General features: G+C 60.6%; 12 protein-coding genes and 1 pseudogene. 2 read left to right on the top strand and 11 right to left on the bottom strand.

The annotated features are described in order from the left end of the window. Window positions 1-43: 43 nt before the first annotated feature. From AC0V2S_RS23875 to AC0V2S_RS23860, 4 genes are read right to left on the bottom strand one after another with little or no spacing between them, the layout of a single operon-like run. On the bottom strand, window positions 44-1,120 hold the full coding sequence (locus AC0V2S_RS23875) for an alpha/beta hydrolase (RefSeq protein WP_475511883.1): 1,077 nt from the start codon (window positions 1,118-1,120) through the stop codon (window positions 44-46). An 8-nt stretch (window positions 1,121-1,128) separates the two neighbouring features. Further along, window positions 1,129-2,550: an MFS transporter gene (locus AC0V2S_RS23870; RefSeq protein ID WP_475511882.1), complete on the bottom strand. Its 1,422-nt coding sequence runs from the start codon at window positions 2,548-2,550 to the stop codon at window positions 1,129-1,131. A gap of 38 nt (window positions 2,551-2,588) precedes the next feature. After that, on the bottom strand, window positions 2,589-2,900 hold the full coding sequence (locus tag AC0V2S_RS23865; protein WP_475511881.1) for a DUF4387 domain-containing protein: 312 nt from the start codon (window positions 2,898-2,900) through the stop codon (window positions 2,589-2,591). 3 nt (window positions 2,901-2,903) lie between these two features. Continuing rightward, window positions 2,904-4,268, bottom strand: a complete 1,365-nt coding sequence (locus tag AC0V2S_RS23860; protein ID WP_475511880.1) for an acyclic terpene utilization AtuA family protein — start codon at window positions 4,266-4,268, stop codon at window positions 2,904-2,906. Between the two features lie 125 nt (window positions 4,269-4,393). Here AC0V2S_RS23860 and AC0V2S_RS23855 point away from each other — a divergent pair, with 125 nt between their 5' ends. Further along, window positions 4,394-5,581 (top strand): citrate/2-methylcitrate synthase, encoded by a 1,188-nt coding sequence (locus tag AC0V2S_RS23855; RefSeq protein ID WP_475511879.1) that lies wholly within the window; start codon window positions 4,394-4,396, stop codon window positions 5,579-5,581. Window positions 5,582-6,626: 1,045 nt separating this feature from the next. On the opposite strand, the pseudogene AC0V2S_RS23850 reads toward AC0V2S_RS23855, so the two are convergent. The 6 genes and pseudogenes from AC0V2S_RS23850 to AC0V2S_RS23825 form a co-directional block, all read right to left on the bottom strand. Continuing rightward, window positions 6,627-6,861: pseudogene (locus AC0V2S_RS23850) on the bottom strand (methyl-accepting chemotaxis protein); the annotation flags it as partial. 1,536 nt (window positions 6,862-8,397) lie between these two features. Next, the gene (locus AC0V2S_RS23845; protein ID WP_475511878.1) at window positions 8,398-10,758 is read right to left on the bottom strand and encodes an efflux RND transporter permease subunit; all 2,361 of its coding nucleotides are present in this window, start codon (window positions 10,756-10,758) and stop codon (window positions 8,398-8,400) included. An 8-nt stretch (window positions 10,759-10,766) separates the two neighbouring features. Next, window positions 10,767-11,894, bottom strand: a complete 1,128-nt coding sequence (locus tag AC0V2S_RS23840) for a WD40/YVTN/BNR-like repeat-containing protein (RefSeq protein ID WP_475511877.1) — start codon at window positions 11,892-11,894, stop codon at window positions 10,767-10,769. A 121-nt stretch (window positions 11,895-12,015) separates the two neighbouring features. Then, window positions 12,016-13,365, bottom strand: coding sequence for a DUF1329 domain-containing protein (locus AC0V2S_RS23835; protein ID WP_475511876.1), 1,350 nt, complete (start codon window positions 13,363-13,365; stop codon window positions 12,016-12,018). A gap of 14 nt (window positions 13,366-13,379) precedes the next feature. Next, window positions 13,380-15,257: a DUF1302 domain-containing protein gene (locus AC0V2S_RS23830; RefSeq protein WP_475511875.1), complete on the bottom strand. Its 1,878-nt coding sequence runs from the start codon at window positions 15,255-15,257 to the stop codon at window positions 13,380-13,382. A gap of 431 nt (window positions 15,258-15,688) precedes the next feature. Next, window positions 15,689-16,270, bottom strand: a complete 582-nt coding sequence (locus AC0V2S_RS23825) for a TetR/AcrR family transcriptional regulator (protein WP_475511874.1) — start codon at window positions 16,268-16,270, stop codon at window positions 15,689-15,691. Between the two features lie 106 nt (window positions 16,271-16,376). On the opposite strand from AC0V2S_RS23825, the gene AC0V2S_RS23820 reads away from it, so the two are divergent. Continuing rightward, window positions 16,377-17,363 carry an aldo/keto reductase gene (locus tag AC0V2S_RS23820; protein ID WP_475511873.1) on the top strand — a complete coding sequence of 329 codons (987 nt, stop codon included), beginning with the start codon at window positions 16,377-16,379 and terminating at the stop codon, window positions 17,361-17,363. A 358-nt stretch (window positions 17,364-17,721) separates the two neighbouring features. Here AC0V2S_RS23820 and AC0V2S_RS23815 read toward each other — a convergent pair whose 3' ends face one another. Next, window positions 17,722-18,306 carry a DUF805 domain-containing protein gene (locus AC0V2S_RS23815; RefSeq protein ID WP_475511872.1) on the bottom strand — a complete coding sequence of 195 codons (585 nt, stop codon included), beginning with the start codon at window positions 18,304-18,306 and terminating at the stop codon, window positions 17,722-17,724. Between the last annotated feature and the right edge of the window lie 296 nt (window positions 18,307-18,602).

Genomic DNA, 18,602 nt, shown 5'->3' with positions numbered 1-18,602 from the left:
GCCCAAACGCCGCCATCCGGCGATGGCGGCGCGCTTCAACGACTCAGATGGCGGCGATCCAGCGATGCAGCAACTCGGCGATGTCGCGGCTGTTTTTCTCCACCATCAACATATGGCCGTTGCCGGTGATGCCGAAGTTTTCCAGGTACCAATGGGTGACGCGCACCCCGGCCTGCTGCAAGAAGGCGCTGGTGGAGTGGTCGTAGACCGCGTGAAACGACGCCTCACCGGTAACGATCAGAAACGGGATCGAGGTCAGGTTGACCAGCTGCCGCGCCGGTTCCTGCTGCTGCCAGGCCGGCAAGCGATCGGCACGGGTAGTCGGCACCTGGACGAGTGCCAACTGCTCGTCCTCCTGCAGCGCTGGTGCAAAGGTCAGCGGGATATCCGCGATGCCCCAGCGACGGCGCTGGCTGTCGTCCAGCGTCTGGCTTTCGCCCTTGAGCGCCTGCTGCATGGACATATTCACCACTGCCGGCCCTTGCGGTTCCAACGACACCACCGCCTTGACCAACGACGGGCGAACATCGGCCAGCAACCAGCCAAACGGCCCAGCCTGCGAGTGGGTGACCAGGATGGCCGCGCCAATCTTGTCCAGCAGCGCAGCCCCGGCGGCCTGGAACAGCCGTTGGCTTTTCGCGGTGTCGGCCAGATAAGGCACATGCCCGGCGTAGAACGCATCGAACACCGGATCGCCTTTGCACCCTGTCCCCGGCCACTGGGTGTGTTTTTTCGCCTGAGGCCATTCGCTTTGCTGGGTGGCGGTAAACAGGCGCTCGACCACCACCACCGGCGCGACTGTCAGCTCGCCATCCACCTGGGCATGCCAGGCGGAACGGCCCCGCGCGGGTTGGTCGACCAGGTACACCTCGTAACCCAACTCGACAAATACGTACGCCCAACCCGGACGACCGTCCGGGGTTTTCAGCCAGTTGGTGGCGGTTTGCGCAGTACCGTGCACGAACACCAGCGGATAAGGCCGGGTCACTTCGGCTGGCCGCAGCACCTCAACATACATCTGCCCGCTCATCACCTCGCGGCCGGCCGGCCCTACGTACTCGCCGCCGACATAGAAAAAGTCATGGGCAATGTTCAACGCGTCGTTCTTGTTGTTAGGCATGGCGTGGCTCAGTCGTTGATTTCTTCAAGGGTACGGCCACCGGTCAATGGCCCTAGCAAGGCCACAGACGTAGCGCAGATGGCCATGCACGCCGCCACCGACAGCAACGCCGCCTGCACGCCAAAATGGCCCATGGCGAACGCGATCATAAAGCCGCTGACGCTACCGCCCAGGCGTCCGGTGGAGTACACAAACCCCACCGCCATGCCGCGAATACGCGTTGGGTACAGCTCGGACTGATAGGCGTGATAGCCCACTGAAAGGATAGTCGTACCCATGGTCAGCAAGGCACCGCAGGCGATCACCAGTGCGGGCACTCGGAACTCGGCAAACGCTACACCGGCCACACCAATCAGCACCGCACCAAACACGATCTGCCACTTACGCTCTACGCGGTCGGCAAAGAACATCGCCAGGATCGGCCCCAATGGCGCACTGAGGCCCATCGCTACCGAATACGCCAGGCTCTTGCTGACCGTTACGCCCTGCTCAATCAGGAAGGTCGGCACCCAGTTCAGGAAGCCGTAGATGCCCATGGCCTGAAACACATGGAAAATCACCAGCATGATGGTGCGATTGCGGTAGCGCAGGCCCCACATTTCGCTGAAACGGCTTTTGTGCTCAACCAGTTCCGCCACCGATGGCACCGCAGCGGGCAACGGTTGGCCGGTTTCTTTTTCCACGGCCTGCTCCATGCGGCTGACTTCGGCATCCGCTTCAGCCAGGCGGCCTTTGTCGGCCAGCCAGCGCGGGCTTTCCGGCAGCTTGCGGCGCAACACCCACACTACAATCGAGCCCACCGCACCAATGGCGATCACCCAGCGCCATCCGTCGATACCCAACGGCTCGTGCGGCACAAAGATAAACGAGGTGATGCCACAGGCGGGCACAGCCAGGTAGGACATGATCCGATTGATCGCAAACGCCCGGCCCCGCAGCGTCGGCGGCACCAACTCGCTCAGGTACGCATCAATCGCAATCACCTCGATGCCCAAGCCAATGGCCGTCATCAGTCGCCAGAAATTCAACCACAGCGGGTCGGTCTGGCAGGCCATGATCAGCGAGCACGAGGCGTAGCCAAGCAACGCAAAGGTGAACACCGCGCGACGGCCGAACTTGTCGGCAATCATGCCGAAGCCCAGCGTGCCGATGAACAAACCGATAAAGGTGGCGGCGATATAGGCGGCGGCACCATTGAGGGCGAAAAAGCCCTCGGTGGTGGCGACCAGTACGCCGCTGCGCACCATGCCGGGAATCACGAACGAGGTGGAGAACATCTCGAAGGTTTCAAAGAAACCGCCGAGTGCCAGCAGCATCACAAAGCGCCACAGGCTTTTACTGGCCGGCAACCGGTCGAGGCGCGCGGCGATCATTTCCGCGCTGTGCACGTTCGGCAACACGCTGTCCACAGGACCCAAAGCAGCACTCATTTTCTTATCCTTGTTATTGGGTGAATCGGCCGAACCGACTACTCAGGCACCGGGATGGACATCAGCGGGACATATTGCTGGCCACCGTAGCAGTCGCTGTCCCGCAATTCGCCTTGAAATACCGGGCGCGGGAACGAGGCTTTAATGGCGCGCGCCTGGTCGTGGTAAACCAGGGTGATGTCTTCTTCTTTTTGCTTGTAGATGTCCGCCAGCAGCGCCTTGGTAATCGGCTGGGTACGGCGCACGCGCTCGTAGTTGGCCTGGTCGGTGAACATCAAGTCGAAAGTCAGCACAAACGGACCGGCGTTTTTCGAACGAATCAGGCTGCACAGTTGGGCAATGGTGGTCATGGCTCAAACCTCAATGTACTTGGTGCGGAACATCTCCAGCGGATCGCTGGGCTGCACCACATGGTTAACGCTGAAGCGATAGGTCGGCCCGCGTTCCATTTCCGGCGGCGAGAACGGATAGGCGATGGTGCTGATCAGCCCCTCGTAGCCCGGCACTGGCAAGTGGGCACTCACATGGCTGACCATCTTGGCGATCTTGCTGGCGAAGTCCTGGGTGGGAGCGGTGATGGTGATCAGCACGCCGACTTCGGTGGGAATAGTGGTGGTGTCCACTTCCAACTCACCCATCACCGTGCCACGGCCATAGATGCGGAAGTTGATGTCGTAGTCGGCCGGGCTCAGCTGGCTGCCGAACAATTCCGCAATGCGCGCCTGGAAATACAAGGCGGCTTTGGGCAGCAATTTGTCCAGGGCCATAAATACTTTCGGGTCGCGGATGCCGCCGACCACCACGGTTTGAAAGCCCACCAACTGCGAGCCTTCCAACTTGATGGTGTAGACCTCGGCCGGGTGAAACGCCGAGCCGCTGACCTTTACCGAACGGTCGCTGGTGGCGGTGTACACCGCATGCTCGGTATCCACCACGCCCGACGGCTCGGTGAGCAGGAACGGGTTGGAGTTTTCGTACAGCGTATGCGCGGCCACTGACAATGGCGTTACGCGGGCTTCAAGGTCCAGCGGTTCGATTTCAAAGTGGTCGTCACGGATATACGCCATCAAGCCATCGGCAGCCGGGGTAACGCAGCACGCCGCACCACACTCGATGGTTTTGGCCGCGTGCCAGATCAGGCCGCGGTGCGCGCCCATACGCTCGGGTACCACGGCATACAACGCCGAGTCGCTGGCGCGGCCGGCGAGAATCACCTGGGCGCCGCCATTCAGTGCTTCGGATAAGGGCTCGGTGCCCATCATGCCGACGATATGGCTGGTGTCGATCACCTGTTCATTGAATTCCGGCGCGGGTTGCAGCGGCTGAATACGGCCTTCTTGCAACCGTTGCTTGAGGTACTCCGCGGGTTGATCGGCGTAGATCAGGGCCAGCTTGAAGTTCAGGCCGTCCTCGTCGGCGATTTCCAGGGCGATATCCGCCATCCAGTCCACACCAGCATCGCGCCCGCTGGTGCCGCAGGAGCCAATAATCAGCGGCACATTGAGCTCAGCGCGGGCCAACAGCAGCAGGCGCAGGTCCCGCTTGCAGGCATCCCGCGAGAGCTTGGCCTTACCGCTGCCCAACGCGGCCGGGCCGGAGTCGGTGGAGCCGGCATCGCAGGCAATCACATGGGGTTTCAGCGCCACGCCGCGGGCCAATGAACTGGCCTTGAACCCGGCCCCAATTACGCCACTGGGCGCTAATACTCGAACTTCCACCGTCGTGCCTCCAAGCATTGCCACATGTTGATCAACACATGTATTGTTGTCGTTGTTGACGGCAAGATATACAAGCCAAAACCGGGTGTAAATCTGTACAAAAATCATCAACCTGAGAGTGCTCGATGGATGCGAACGAACAAGACCTCTATCTCTCGGCAGACGAAGCCGCGAGCCTGCTAGGTGTCAGCCTGCCAACGCTGTATGCCTACGTCAGCCGCAAGAACCTGCGGTCCATCAAGGTGGAAGGCACCCGTAGCCGGCGCTACTGGGCAGCCGATATCGAGCGCCTGAGCAAACACAAAGCCGATGCGCCTGGCAGCGAGCCACTGCAAGGCGTCGCCACCAGCAGCGCGATTACCTTGCTTACCGATAAAGGCCTGTACTACCGCGGCCAGGACGTGACCGAGCTGGCCGCGCACCACAGCGTAGAAGAGGTCGCCGAGCTGATGTGGCAAGCGCCCGGCGTTTTCGACAAAAGCGTGCTGCCCAAGCGCCCGAAAGCGGCCAATGCGCTGCTCAAAGCCTTCGACGGCATGAGCTCCTCGGAAAAGGCCATCGCCCTCTTCCCCTTGATCGAACATGAAAACCCGCGCGCCCATGACCTCTCGCCAGAGGGCTATGCCCGTACCGGCGTGGATGTGGTGCGCTGGGTGGCGGCACTGGTCGTCGGCGCAGACGCGCCCTCCACGCAACCGCTGCATCAACTCATTACTCAGAGCTTGGGGGTGGACGCCGCGTTTGAAGACCTGATTCGCCGTACGCTGATCCTGTCCATTGATCATGAGCTGGACCCCACCACCTACACCGTCCGCGTGGCCGCCAACGCTGGGGTAACGCCCTATTACGCCGCCATCACCGGCCTCGCCTCCAGCCGTGGCCGACGCCTGAACTACGGCCGTGGCGAAACCGTCAGCCGCTTGCTCGACGAAATCTGTCAAGCCAAAGACCCCACCGCGCCGGTGCTACAGCGCTACCGCCAAGGCGAGGCGATTCCGGGCTTTGAATCGAACATGCATGCCGTGGCCGACCCGCGTGCACAAAGCCTGTTTGCCACCATGAGCGAAGTATTTGCCGGGGATGCCGAGTTCAACAAGCTGCTAAAAGCCGCTGAAGTCGCCCAGGAGCTCACCGAGCAATCGGCTGCGTTTTTGCTGCTACTGAGTTTTGTCGGGCGCAAATTCAACCTGGAAGGCGTGGCGCTGGCTGGCGTTGGCCGGGTGATCGGCTGGATCGCCCATGCCTGCGAGCAATACCAGCAGCAACCGCTACTGCGACCACGGGCGAAGTACACCGGGGTGTTACCAGATTAAAAGCATCAAGGCTAAAGTCGCTCCAACGAATTGCGCGGTGTAGTGGCATTTCCCCGCTCAACGTCGCCGCGCAGTTGCCGCAATTCGTCTCCCATGCGCCGTATCTGTACCGCTGCCGTCAAAGGTGCGGTGGCTTGGCGGCGATAGTCGAGCAACTGCTTGGCGATATATCCCCAGCGCTGGCGAACATCGGCCACTGCCTGCAGCTGTTCCTGACTGGCGTTATCCGGTAACAGGTTCGCCGCCATATCCCGGTCAATCTCCGTGGCCAGCTGCACCAGGTCTTCGCTCAGGTAACTGCCCTGCCGCTCTCTGGCCGGGCGCAGCATGCCGATCTGACTATGGGACACATATAGCAGTAGGGCGAAATCTAGGCGCTCGGGCAAGTCGGCCAACGGTTGGCGGGTCACCTGGGTGTCGGGCACGTTCTGCAACGCCGCCAGGCTATTGGTCAGCGTTGTACTAAGAGTTTCCAACGCCTTGGCACTCAACGGCTGCTCGCGTTCACGCATCGACGGAAGCACGGCCAACACCGTGGTTACCGCAACCTTTTGCCGCGCTTCCAACTCGGGTAGCGCCTGACGCAAGGCGGCCGTGGCCACCGGCTCGCTCTGCAGCATGGCTTCCACCGCCGCTTCACATACCCAGTGATGCAACACCCCCGAAGGTGGCGCGGCCAGCGCGCACAACGGCAACCCGAGCACACCCACATACAACCCCAATAGCACAGTCCGTGCAGCCATTACGCGACTCCATTCAACAGTTATTAGAGGTGAAAGGCGCCGATCAACCCGTTGAGCCGGGCCACCAAATGGCCGAGCCCTTGACTGGCGTCCTGGCCTGATGGGCGCTGCCCAGGGTGCGAGTAGCGGCCTCGCCGATTTGCCCGACGTGGCGCTTGATGTCGGCAACCACAGCCGTCTGTTCTTCCGCACTGGTCGAGATCGACTGGCTCTGCTCGGCGATGGCCGCAATGCTCCTGAGGATGCGTTCCAGGTCTCGCTGCACCTGTACCGACTGCGCCACGCTACCGGTCGCCATGCCTGGCTGACCTCCATCGCTATCACCGCCGCCGCCACGCCCGATTGCAGCTGGCTGATCATCTGCTCGATCTCGCCGGTGGAAAGCTGGGTACGTCGGGCCAGGCCGCGCACCTCATCCGCGACCACGGCAAAGCCGCGCCCCTGCTCGCCGGCCCTTGCCGCTTCGATGGCCGCATTCAGCGCCAGTAGATTGGTTTGCTCGGCAATGCCCTTGATCACTTCCAGCACCTGGCCAATGGTGTTGCTGGATTGCGCTAGGCGCTGAATCGACTGCACTGCTGCTTCAATTCCTGCTGCCAACTGGTGGATACCACCGGCCTGCGCCTGCACCAGCTCACGCCCTTGCGCCGTCGCGGCGCTGGCGTGCTGGGCGCTGTCGGCGGTACTCAGCGCATTATGGGCAACGTTCTGCGCGGTAACACCCAGTTGCTCCATGGCGGAGGCAATCTGTTCGACCATGCGCCGCTGGGCCGCCATTGCGTCCGTGCTTTGCGAGGCGCCGATTTGCACTTGGCTAGCCTGGCCCTCAACCTGCGCGACAGCTCCGTGCACCGCTGCAATCAACTCGCGAATCCGCTGCACGCTGGCACTCAACACTGTACCCAGCTCACCGAACTCATCGCGGCTGCCACCCTGATAGCCGCCGCGCAGGTCCCCGGCCGCCAAGCGCTCCAATGCCTGGGCCAAGCCATTGAGCGACCCGCGCATGGCCGCATAAAACGCGATGTACAGGTACACAATAAGCAGCACCATCACCGCCATGGGCACTGCTTGCAGCAAGGTCGCTCGTCGCGCATGGGCCTGGCTAGCCTGTAGCTGCTGACGCACGGCCGCCAGCGTCGCCTGCTCAAAGCCCAGCACCACCGGCACCTGAGCGGACACCTCATCAAAATACTGCTGCCAGGGCGTGTTTAGTGTGTCGGCGGAGAGAATGCGCTCATCGACCAGTTGCTTGATGGCCCGCATACCTTGCCCGCCGTCGCGAACGCTTTGCGCCAGGTCCTTCGGCAGATCGGCGCGGGTCAGCAGGGTATTCAGCTCGTCAGCCACGCCATCGAGCTCCACACTCGCGCCATCCAACTGACCGCTCAATACGCCTTGCAAGCGCCCCAGGCTCAAAGCCTGCGCACCTATTGCACGAACCTGCCCGGTCAGCTCGCGGATTTTGACGCTATAACGACTGAGCAAGGTTATGGATTGGCGCACACGCGCGGAGCGGTTTTGGCTCAGACCTGTACCGCTGGCTACCAGCTCAAGTAACTCCGGCGCACGGTCCATTGCCTGCCGAATACGGTTCTGGCGCTCGGTGTAGGGCAGCGCTGCCAGCCCTTGCACGCTACTACTGAGTTCGTCGCGCAACTGGGCGAAACGCGCCGCGCTGGTGGGCTCCGGCCAAGTAGCCGCCAGGGCCTGCAAAGCGCCTTGTGCCTGCTGTACCAGCGGCTCGATGCTCACCTGGCCGTCGGTGGAGAGCCGCAGGTTCTTTTGCGCCAAATTGAAATCATGCAGCGCCTGCAGACGGCTCAGTACCGTCAGCACGCCCTCCAACGGCGCCAAACCTTGCAACTCGACAGCAATGCCGGCCTGCTCCTTCAGGCGCTGCGTCACCAACAGGTAGTTGGCGAACACCACCGGCAAGACGATGAACAGGCTGATCAAGGCGAATTTGCCACGCAACCGCACACCATTGAGCAGGCGCATGCCTGGCACTAACCACATAACCATCTGTGCTCTCCGTTTCGCGCCGGCATGGGCTCTTGTCAGTTGGTTAAATCAAGAAGCCACGGCTGCCCGCCGCCGCCCCAGCAGCAACGACGCGAACGCCGGCATCAGCACCAGCGCGCCGACCATATTCCAGAGGAACAGCAACACCAGCAGCATGCCCATATCCGCCTGGAATTTGAGTGCCGAGAAGAACCAGGTCGACACGCCCAGCGCGAGCGTCATGCCAGTGAACGCCACAGATGTGCCGGTGGTTTTCAGCGCCTCGAAAAACGCCGCCGGATACTCCAACCCCTGCTGCATATAGCCTTCGATGCGGCTGTACAGGTAAATGCCGTAGTCCACGCCAATGCCCACGCCCAGGGCGATTACCGGCAACGTGGAAATCTTCACGCCCAGGCCCATCTTGGCCATCACCGCTTCACACAACACGGTGGAGAGGTACAGCGGCGCCATGATCGCCACCGTCACTCTCACGGAGCGGAATTCCCACAACACCACGGCGCTGATAATGGCGAACACCAGAATCAGCATCAGCTTTTCCGACTGCTTGATCACGATATTGGTGGCCGCTTCAATGCCGGCATTGCCGGCCGCTTGCAGCACCTGCGCCGAATCGGTGTTGTACAGCTGCGCGAACCCATCTACGGCCGCCACTACCCGGCTAAGGGTTTCAGCCTTGTGGTCGGTGAGGTACAGGGTGATCGGCGCCATGCTGCAATCGGCGTTGACCAGTTCAGACGAAACGCTCTGCCGCGCATTGCTCATCACGTATTGGTCACGGGAGAACTCGGCCCACTTCGGGTTACCTTCGTTGCGCGCCACGATATTGAACCGCATGGTGCGGTACAGCGACTGCACCGACTCCACGCCTGGCACCTGGCGCAAGGTCTGCTCCAGCTGGTTGGCGAGGTCGGCGGCGGCAAAGCGCGAGCATTGCTCGGGCGCAGTCTTGAACATCAGTACGTAAACATCGGTGCTGGTGGTGTAGTGCTGCAGCAGGTAGGTGTTGTCCTGGTTGTAGCGCGCCGTGGCACGAAACTCCGGGGCGCCTTGGTCCAGGTCACCGATCTTCAAGTCTTGCCGGGCGTGGTAGCCGTAGCCCAGCAACACCAGGCTGGCGACCAGCAACGGCACGGCGAATTTCGGCTCAACTACACGTTTCACCCGGCTGAAAATCGGCCACGTATAAGTCAGGCGACGCTGCTGCTTGCGCATGCCGCCAGCGCTGATGCCCACGTACGACATCAGTACCGGCAGCAGAAACATCTTGGTAAACACCGCCACAAACACACCGATACTGGCAGCAATCGCCAACTGCTGAATCACGCCGATATTGATCACCAGCAAGGTGATAAAGCCCACGGCGTCCGCCAGTAATGCGGTGGAGCCAGGAATGAACAACGCGCGGAAGGTTTGCCGCGAGGCGTCCAGCGAATTCGCGCCTTTGCCCATCTCGCTCATCATCAGGTTGATGTTTTGCACCGCATGGCTGATGCCGATGGCAAAGATCAGGAACGGCACCAGAATCGAGTACGGGTCCAGGCCATAGCCCAACAGGCTAAGCAAGCCGAGCTGACACACCACGGTGAGCAGGCAGGTAAACACCGTCACCGCCGTGCTGCGCCAGCAGCGGCAATACCAGAACAGCAGCGCGGTAATCAGCACCACGGTCACCGCAAAGAACAGCGCGATGTCCACCGCCGCGCCCAGCAGGTCGCCGATGATTTGCGCAAAACCGATGATGCGAATCTGCACGCCCTGGGCGGCAAAGGCATCACGCACTTGTTCCTGCAGGGCCTTGGTCACCAAGCCGTAGTCCAACGGCTTGCCGGTTTTCGGGTCGTTGTCCAGCAACGGCACGCGGATCACCGCCGACTTGAAGTCGTTGGCGACAAAGCTGCCGATCATATTGGCGCGCTGCACGTTCTGGCGCACCTGGGCCAGAGAGGCGGCGCTGCCATCGTAGGTGTCGGGAATCACCCGGCCAGCGCGCAGCCCTTCGGTGGTCACTTCCGACCACAGCGCATTGGGTGTCCACAGCGACTTGAGGTTGCCGCGGTCCACGCCCGGCACGTAGAAAATCTTGTCGTTTACCTGGCGCAGGGTTTCCAGAAACGGGCCGCTGAAAATATCGCCATCCGGGCTTTGCACCACCACGCGCAGCACGTTGCTCTGCGGGCGCAACTCGTCCTCGTATTTGAGGTAGTTGCTGATAAAGGGGTGGTCGCTGGGAATCATGCGGCTAAAGCTGGCATCCGGGCGCAGCGACAGCGCTTCAAAACCGAGTAACAACGAGACCAGTAAAAACGCGCCCAACACCCGTACGCGGCGGCCAAACAGCACGCGCTCAACCGCAGTTACCAAGCGTTGGAACGAACTGGCAGCGGCCGGCACGGGTGGAATATTCATCTGCGAGTTCATTGCGCGGCCCCACTCAATGTCGCCATCGGTACGACCTGCATCCCGCCGCTACCAATCAACACCAACTGTTTATCTGCGCCTTCAGCCACGCCCATCCAGGGCGCCTTGACCGGTGAAGGCAACACCGAAAACTGCACGCCATCGCGGCTGCGCAACAGCGCCCCGCCCTGTCCGACCAGCCATACACTGCCGTCGGCCAGCTGCTGGCCGCCATACAGGCTGGCCTGGGTCGGCACGGTCAGGCTTTGCCAGCTGGAGCCGTGGTCGGCGGTGCTGAACAGACTGCCGCCAAAGCCCAGCGCCAACACGCGACCATCGGCCAGCGGCAGGAGTTTGTAGAGCGAGGCTTTGCTTAGCTGGGTTGCTTCAGACCAGTGCTGGCCGTTGTCCAGCGAGCGATACACCCGCCCGCCTTCGCCGGCCACCAACAGCTCACCGCCGGGCAAGCCGACAATGGCATTCAGGTGCAGGCGCTCGGGGTTATTCAATGTGGCGATGTACTGCCAATTGGCGCCGCCATCGGTGGTGTGCACGAACATGCCATACGCACCCACGGCCCACCCTTCGGACGCGGTGCGAAACCACACATCCAGCAGCGGGCGCGAGCCGCCTTGGTCAACGCCGGCCTGGGCGTCATCCACGGCAAAGCTGGCGTTATCCAATGCCGAGCTCAGAGCCTGATCAGCGGGCGCCGCATCACTGGCGGCCTGTGCCTGCTCCAACTGCTCCTGGGCAGCGGTCAGCATCAGCGCGGCGATGGTTTTGCCTTCGAACTGCTTATGCCAGGTGCTGCCGCCGTCGTCGCTGTGCAGCACCACGCCGTCATGCCCGACCACCCAGCCGTGCTGCACATCGGGGAAATGCACGGCAGTGAGCAGCAAGTCGACCGGCACCTGCGCCTGCAGCACGCTGCCATCGGCCTGGCGTACCAGCACATGCCCGCTTTCGCCGACCATCACCAAGCGACCGGCCACCGGCTGCACAGCCGTAAGCGGCGAGCGGGTGGCCATCACACTGCTTTTTGACGGGCGGTCCAGGCGATCGGTCAGGGGGACGGCAGCCAGGCAAGCGACGCTGAAACCAGCGCCAAGCAACGCGCAGAAAGAGCGAGCGATTAACGTCATAGGGGGTGTCTCTGTAGCGCAATAAAGCCGCACGCGCGGCAACAACGATAGAAAAAAAGGAGTGGTTCGCTTACGCGCCCCACTCCAAAATCACACGGAGTAACGTGTTCGTTCGAATGCCTTAGTGACCGCTGCGACGCAGGGCGGCCGGGCTGTAATCCTTGAGATCAGCCTTGAGGTTGAACACCGCATGTTTCTCTTCGTTTTCCAGGCCGTAGGCCAGGTAACGGCCGGCTTGCAGGTCGTACACCGCTTCGCTGATATGGAACGCCGAGAGCACGTCATAGCGCTGCACCTGATGTGCTTCATGCACACGCCACAACTCGCCACGGCCGTCGTACAGGTCGGCCGCCAGAATGCTCCAGCTGTCTTCGTCGACGTAGAACACACGCTTGGCGTAGATATGCCGCTCACCCGGTTTCAGCGTGGCCTCCACCACCCACACACGGTGCAGCTCGTAACGCAGCAGGTCCTGGTTGAAATGGTTGGGGCGCAGGATGTCGCTGTATTTGAGGCTGCTGTCGGCCAGCTTGTAGGTGCTGTAGGGCACCAACATTTCTTTCTTGCCGAGCAGCTTCCAGTCGTACTTGTTCGGCGCACCGTTATACATGTCGGTCTGGTCGATGGTGCGCAGGCCGTCGCTCATCGAGTTTGGCGAGTCATAAGCGATTTCCGGCGCGCGCAGTACGCGGCGTTGCCCTGGGTTATACGTCCAGGCCAGGCGGCCTTCTTTGGCTTGGTCAATCGGCTCGTGCATCAGGGTGATGCTGCCGGCGACGCTTTCCGGAGCGGTGATTTTCGCCATGTAGTAATACAGGCGGTTCGGCTCGGGATTGCCCATGGCCCAGGCCATCACCAACGAGTTCTCGCGGTGCACCGGGTTGAAGTTACCGTTGGCCTGCACAACGATTTCGGTCGGGAAGGTTTTCAGGCCCGAAGTGCGGTAGCGGGTGATGTGGTTGTAGATCACCTCGATGCCATTGGCCGGAACCGGGAACGGCACGCTGGTTTGCTGGTAATTGAGCAAGCCGTTGCCGCCGTCGGCGAGCTCGACCGTGCCGGCTTCCTTGCGAATTTGCTCGTACTCGGCCGCCGGCAATGCGGCGGTGCGGTGCGTCGGGTACACCAGCATTTTGTAGGTCGGGAACTTGGCCAGCATGGCCTTGGCGCCGGCAGTCAACTGGTCGGCGTATTGGCCGGCGTTGCTGGCGGTAATGGTGTACAGCGGCTTCTCGTCCTTGAACGGATCGATATAGCCCTTCTCGGCGCTATAGCCCGCAGGCGGCTGGGTGATGCCGCCGGTCCAGGCCGGAATGGTACCGGCGGCATTGCCGGCTTTTTCGGCGCCGACCGGGGTCAGGTCCTGGCCCAGACGGGCGATATCTTTGGCGTCAGCCTTGGCCAATGCATGGCCGCTCGCCAGGGTAAACACGCCGAGCAGAATGGCCCGGGACAACAATTGAGTGTTCATGGTCTGCCTCATGATCAGAAGCCCATACGCAGGCTGAGGGCGATAAAGTCTTTGTCGGTAGCGGCGTACGGCGTGTTGCCGCTGCCTGCCCACGACGCTTCTGCGGAGTATTTGCTGAGGTACGTGGCGCGCAGGCCAACCGAGCCAGCCAGGCGGTCTTCGACAAAGTTGCTGTCATACGACCAGCCCTGCACGTCTTGGCCAAAGGCCACGAACGGCGAGAGGTTCACGCCAGCCATCACGCCCGGGTAATTGAGTTCGGCGCGCAAGCGATAGCCCCAGGAAAACTGCGTGGTGAAACCGTCCGAGGTACAGGCGTATTTCTTGTACTTCTGCACCGTGGTGCCCAACTGGCAGCCGAGCTTGCTGCCGTTGGCCATGTCGGTGCCGTACTGGTCGGTGCGGTTGTAGCGGCGGTCATCCAGGCTCGGCAGGTTGTGCACGTACTTCATGGCCGCCTCGCCCATCAGGTTGAGGCTGTCGGCGCCGAGCACCTGCGGGATGGTCTTGATAAAGCCCAGGGAGAATTGCGAAATCTTCAGGCGGTCATAGCCGTTGAACTTCGCCCCCGGTCCTGCCGCCAATGCCTCATCGCCCAAAGGCAATGGAATACCCAAGCCCATTACCGGCGCCGGGTTGGTGGCAAATGCCTGAATCAGGTCGGACGGCGCCAATTGCACCGGCTGGTTCGGGCGGTAGCTGTACTCGCCGAATACCGACGTGCCGAGCACAGTGGTGGAGAAGCTCAGGCCGAAAATACGAATGTCTTCCGGAAAGGCTGCGTAGTACGCCCCGTTGGCAGCATCAATGGCCGGGGTTACCGGGTTCTGCCAACCGGCGCCGCTGGTGCGCTTGTCGGCGATGGAGCTGGCATACGGCGTGCGCGAGTGGATGTTCATCGCGTAGGCGCCGAATTCGGTGTTGATCTCGTCGGCGAAGTAGCGCAACGACAGACCGAACTGGCCGCTATCGGACGGCTCGTCATCTTTGGCCCGGCGAATATATTGATTGGCCGCGAAGGACGCCTGGTCGTTGGCACCCGCACGCGGCACGCCAAAGCAACCTTCGGGGATGTAGTCGTTGGTGGCGAAATAAGTGCCGCAGCCTTCCAGTACGCTCTGGCGCCACTCCAATTGATAGAAGGCTTCCAGGCTCAGGCTGTCGGTGATGCCGAAGTTGCCGTACAGCATCGGTACCGGCAGCAAGGCTTCCTTCAACTGCGAACCGGGGCGACGCAGGGCTACTGAGTCCACCGGGTTGACGGCGTTGATGCCGTTCTGGAAGAACAGCCCTTCGCCCCAGTTCACCACCTGGTTACCGGCGCGGAGCGTCAGCGGGTGATCGGCCACGTCGAAGTCACCGAACACATAGGCGTCCAACAGGGCAAAACCCTGGAACTTGGCCAGCTCATCGAAGTGGCTGTCGTCGAGTTGGCTGTTGGGCTGATAGCCATTGGAGGAATGGCCAAAGTCTACGTTTTTGGTACTCAGCGCCGCGTCATACCAAGCCTTGCCGCGCAGGAACATGCCGTAGTTTTGCCACTTCAATTCCATCTCACCGAGCAACGTGATCGGCGCGGATACCAGATCGCCCTTTTGGAAATTCAAACGGCTGTCGTCGCCATTACGGCCACCGGCAGTATTGAACTCGCCCGGCGAGCCATAGCCCGCATGGGTAGCGTTACCCTGGTAAATAGCTGCTGTATTGGGGTTTTCAGCGCTCCAGACGGCGCCTGCACTGAGGCTGCCATTGGCACGACCGGAAATTTCGCCAACGTCGAAATCACCGGCAATTGCACTGAACGAAATCGCGCACGCCAGAGGCGTCAGCAACAACGCGCCCTTTACCGGCTTACGGCGAGGAATTGGCACAGCGGTCGTGGATGGTTTCATCCAGCACTCTCCTATTGTTTTTATTTTCTGTTCACGCCACGGCCAGGCCGCCGCGCAAGCGATAGGAGGACTAAACTGGATAATAAATCTATATATAGATCCAGTTATCTACTGATCGCGGAATGCAGACTAAGCAATGCATAACCGGATGTAAATCTGGACAAATATCGTCAATATACTTTTGCTGACAAAGGTGAAAGCGACTCTGGAACCTTCGAAGAAAGGCGCCTCAGCGCTCGTATAGAGAAGTGGACTGTCTGGAGCGCATCACGACCTGCGACCAGGTGGAGTCAATGGCGAAGATCGGGAGCGTGAGTCACGCAGGAAAAGCGACGCACGGCAGCCTCTGAATCATCGCCCAGCGATTAGCTGTTTGCTGCCGACAAGGATGGCGCCTTCGCGGATGCATGCGTTTAGCGAGGCGGACAGCCTCACTTCAAGACTTTCTCCGCCCTCAGGCCCAACAGCAGTAACGCGAGTACGTCCCGAAGCTGCGGTTCGAGATCGTCCTGTGCCGTCCGGGCAACAAGGGTCGGATGATGAAAACGCGCGGTCGCCTGAAAGACCAGCGAGGCGTAGCGCTGTGCGGCTGCAGACGCGGCGCCCGCTTCGACAAACAGGGCGGCCAACTGGTCGAGCAAGTTCTGCAGGTGCTGCACCACGAATGGTTTATCTTGCGCAGAGGCCATGTCGAACGCCCGGTGAGGCTCTGGGTCAGAGAGCGCTCTTTCGCGCTTCATTCGGTAGAGGGTGACAAACCACTCGACGATGCGGCTTTCGGGAGAGCCTGCCATGGCTATGACAGCAGCGAGCTTGTCTTCACTTTGCACCAACCAGAGTCCGATCACGGCATCCAACAAGGCGGCCTTATCGGCAAAGTGCGCATAGAGCGCCGCATGGCTTACCCCGGTATCCCTCGCCACGTCACTCAGGCGAACTTTGTCGAAGCCTTGCGAACGTATGCGCTGGAGCGCCGCGCAAATTGCCTTCTCTTTGATCTCTTCACTGGACAAGCCTGTTCTCGGCACAACCTGCATTCCTCGTTGACAGCGCTGAAACTTACAAATTATAAATATTGTAACTTTGGTGCAATTCCCCTCGTCAGCAGGAGATCGGCAAATGACAGTAATGCCTACACGACAGCTTGGGAAGAACGGCCCTACCGTGTCAGCGCTCGGCCTGGGTTGCATGGGGTTTCGAATGGGTGAGGAGCAGCAGGAACGTGATGCCCTGGCCACCCTGCATGCGTCGATCGATGCGGGTTTTTCGTTTCTGGATACCGGTGATTTCTACGGCAGTGGGCAGAGTGAAATGCTGGTGGGTCGCGCTATCAAACAGCGGCGTGACGACATATTCCTCAGTGTGAAATTTGGCGCCCAGGTCGCCCCCAACGGCCGCGTTATTGGCCTCGACGGACGGCCGAACTCGGTAAAGAATTTCGCCACCTATTCCCTCAAGCGACTTGGCGTCGACGTGCTCGACCTCTACCAGCCGTGTCGTGCCGACCCGGATGTGCCTTACGAGGAAACCATCGGCGCTGTCGCCGACCTTATCCAGGAAGGCAAGGTGCGTTATCTCGGTGTATCGGAAGTCGGCGCGGATTTGCTGCGCCGAGCCCACGCGGTGCACCCGGTAACAGCCCTGGAAATCGAATACTCGCTGGCCAGTCGCTTCATCGAGCGAGAAATTCTGCCTACCGCGCGCGAACTGGGTATCGGCGTTGTCGCCTATCGCGTTCTTGCAGAGGGCATGCTGAGCGGCAGACTGCCGCAAGGAAGCCCGCCTGAGGGCGCGACATTCCTGACGCCACGTATGCAGGGCGAAAACTATGCGCGCAATATGGCCACCGCAAAACACCTTGAGAACATGGCGGCCCGCAAAGGATTTACCCCCGCGCAGCTCGCGCTCGCCTGGGTGCTGTCACGCGGCGACGATGTGGTGCCACTGACAGGCTTTACCAAGCCGAGCCGCATTGCCGACAACCTGGCAGCGCTGGAGGTCCGGTTCAGCGTTGATGAACTGGCCGAACTGGAACGGGTATTCGCAGCCGATGCCATTGTCGGTCTGAGATACCCGGAGTTCGTCATGAAGTGGGCGGCGCAATGAGCGTATCGTTGAGCATCGTCGGCGCCGGGCCGGGTGGGGTCTGGGTCGTGTTCTGGACCTGCTGGGGATCGCGGTAACGGTCTACGAAGCAATTGAGAACGCCAATGCCAGCGCCCAGGACGGGCTACTGAATAGTCATGACTGCTAGGGCCAGCCGGCACTCAAGTTGGCTGACCAGTTCGAGCAATTTCAACAATAGTCCTGCCGGATTTGCGGCATAGACGCAAACGTGCTGCTGCAGTGGACGGGCAGCAGCACCGATGGGAAATGGGGGCAGACTTATTTTTCTACTCCAGGCGTCCGCTATTGGCCGTTTACTGCCGGTCGTGACCGGCTGCAAACGGCCAATACGCTAACGTCATGCCTGAGCCAACGCATTAACAAACCACTCGTAGAGTGCCTGTGGGTGGTATTGCGGGAAATACGCAACCAGCACGGTTGAAGCTACAAGTGTCAGCACGACCAACAGCGCGGTAAGTAGCTTTACCGATGTCGACAGAGGTGGATTGGGCGGGCCGTATTTATTAATCGCTTTACGCCCCGGAAGCATGATGAGCGGGAGCGTTATCACAAAGCCTAAAACAGGGAGCACGGAGAGAATCCCCCATGTCGGGCTCCAGCCCAGATCACGTGCCCGGCGTACCAATAGAGACAGGTTGAGCAGGATGGCAGGAACGACAACGGTGACAGCGACTATCAGCAAAACTACCAGTTGATGGCGCAACCCCACCATAAAGAACGCCAGCAAAACGCACGGAAGAACCAGCACCAAGGGCACATGAATCAGCCAGAACCGCGTCAGCGAAATACGCCCGGAAAAATCAAAAATCTTGGGTTTTGAAAGCGCGACAACCTCTTCGTCAATCAGTTGGGCGTCGCCCGGTTGGTACGGGTTTTCGGTTTCGCTGCGGATGCTGCCGAAAACGGGTTCTATCCTTGCCATGTAGTGTCATTCCCTTGTGGTTTATGGTGCTTTTCACGTCCCAACGCTTCGCCTTGCATCTAATCGAAGGCGGGCCTCAAATTCAAGATAAGACGCTATCGCGTAAGGGGTGCTGTACGCACCTCGGCATGCGCGGATCTAGCGCTAGGTGTGCGCAGCACAGCTTTTCTCCTGCTGCAAATGTCCGTTTCTGGCCCAGAACGTGTAAAAACACTTTCGGGTTGTTAGTGAGCCAGCCACGGTTCCTGGTCGTTGCGATAGTTCGCGAGAAAATGGGGGGAGTTCAGATTCATTAA

It is taken from the genome of Pseudomonas sp. CC11G, from assembly GCF_056174845.1.
Note: the sequence above shows the minus strand (reverse complement) of the source record. Positions and strands in the feature narration are given on the sequence as shown.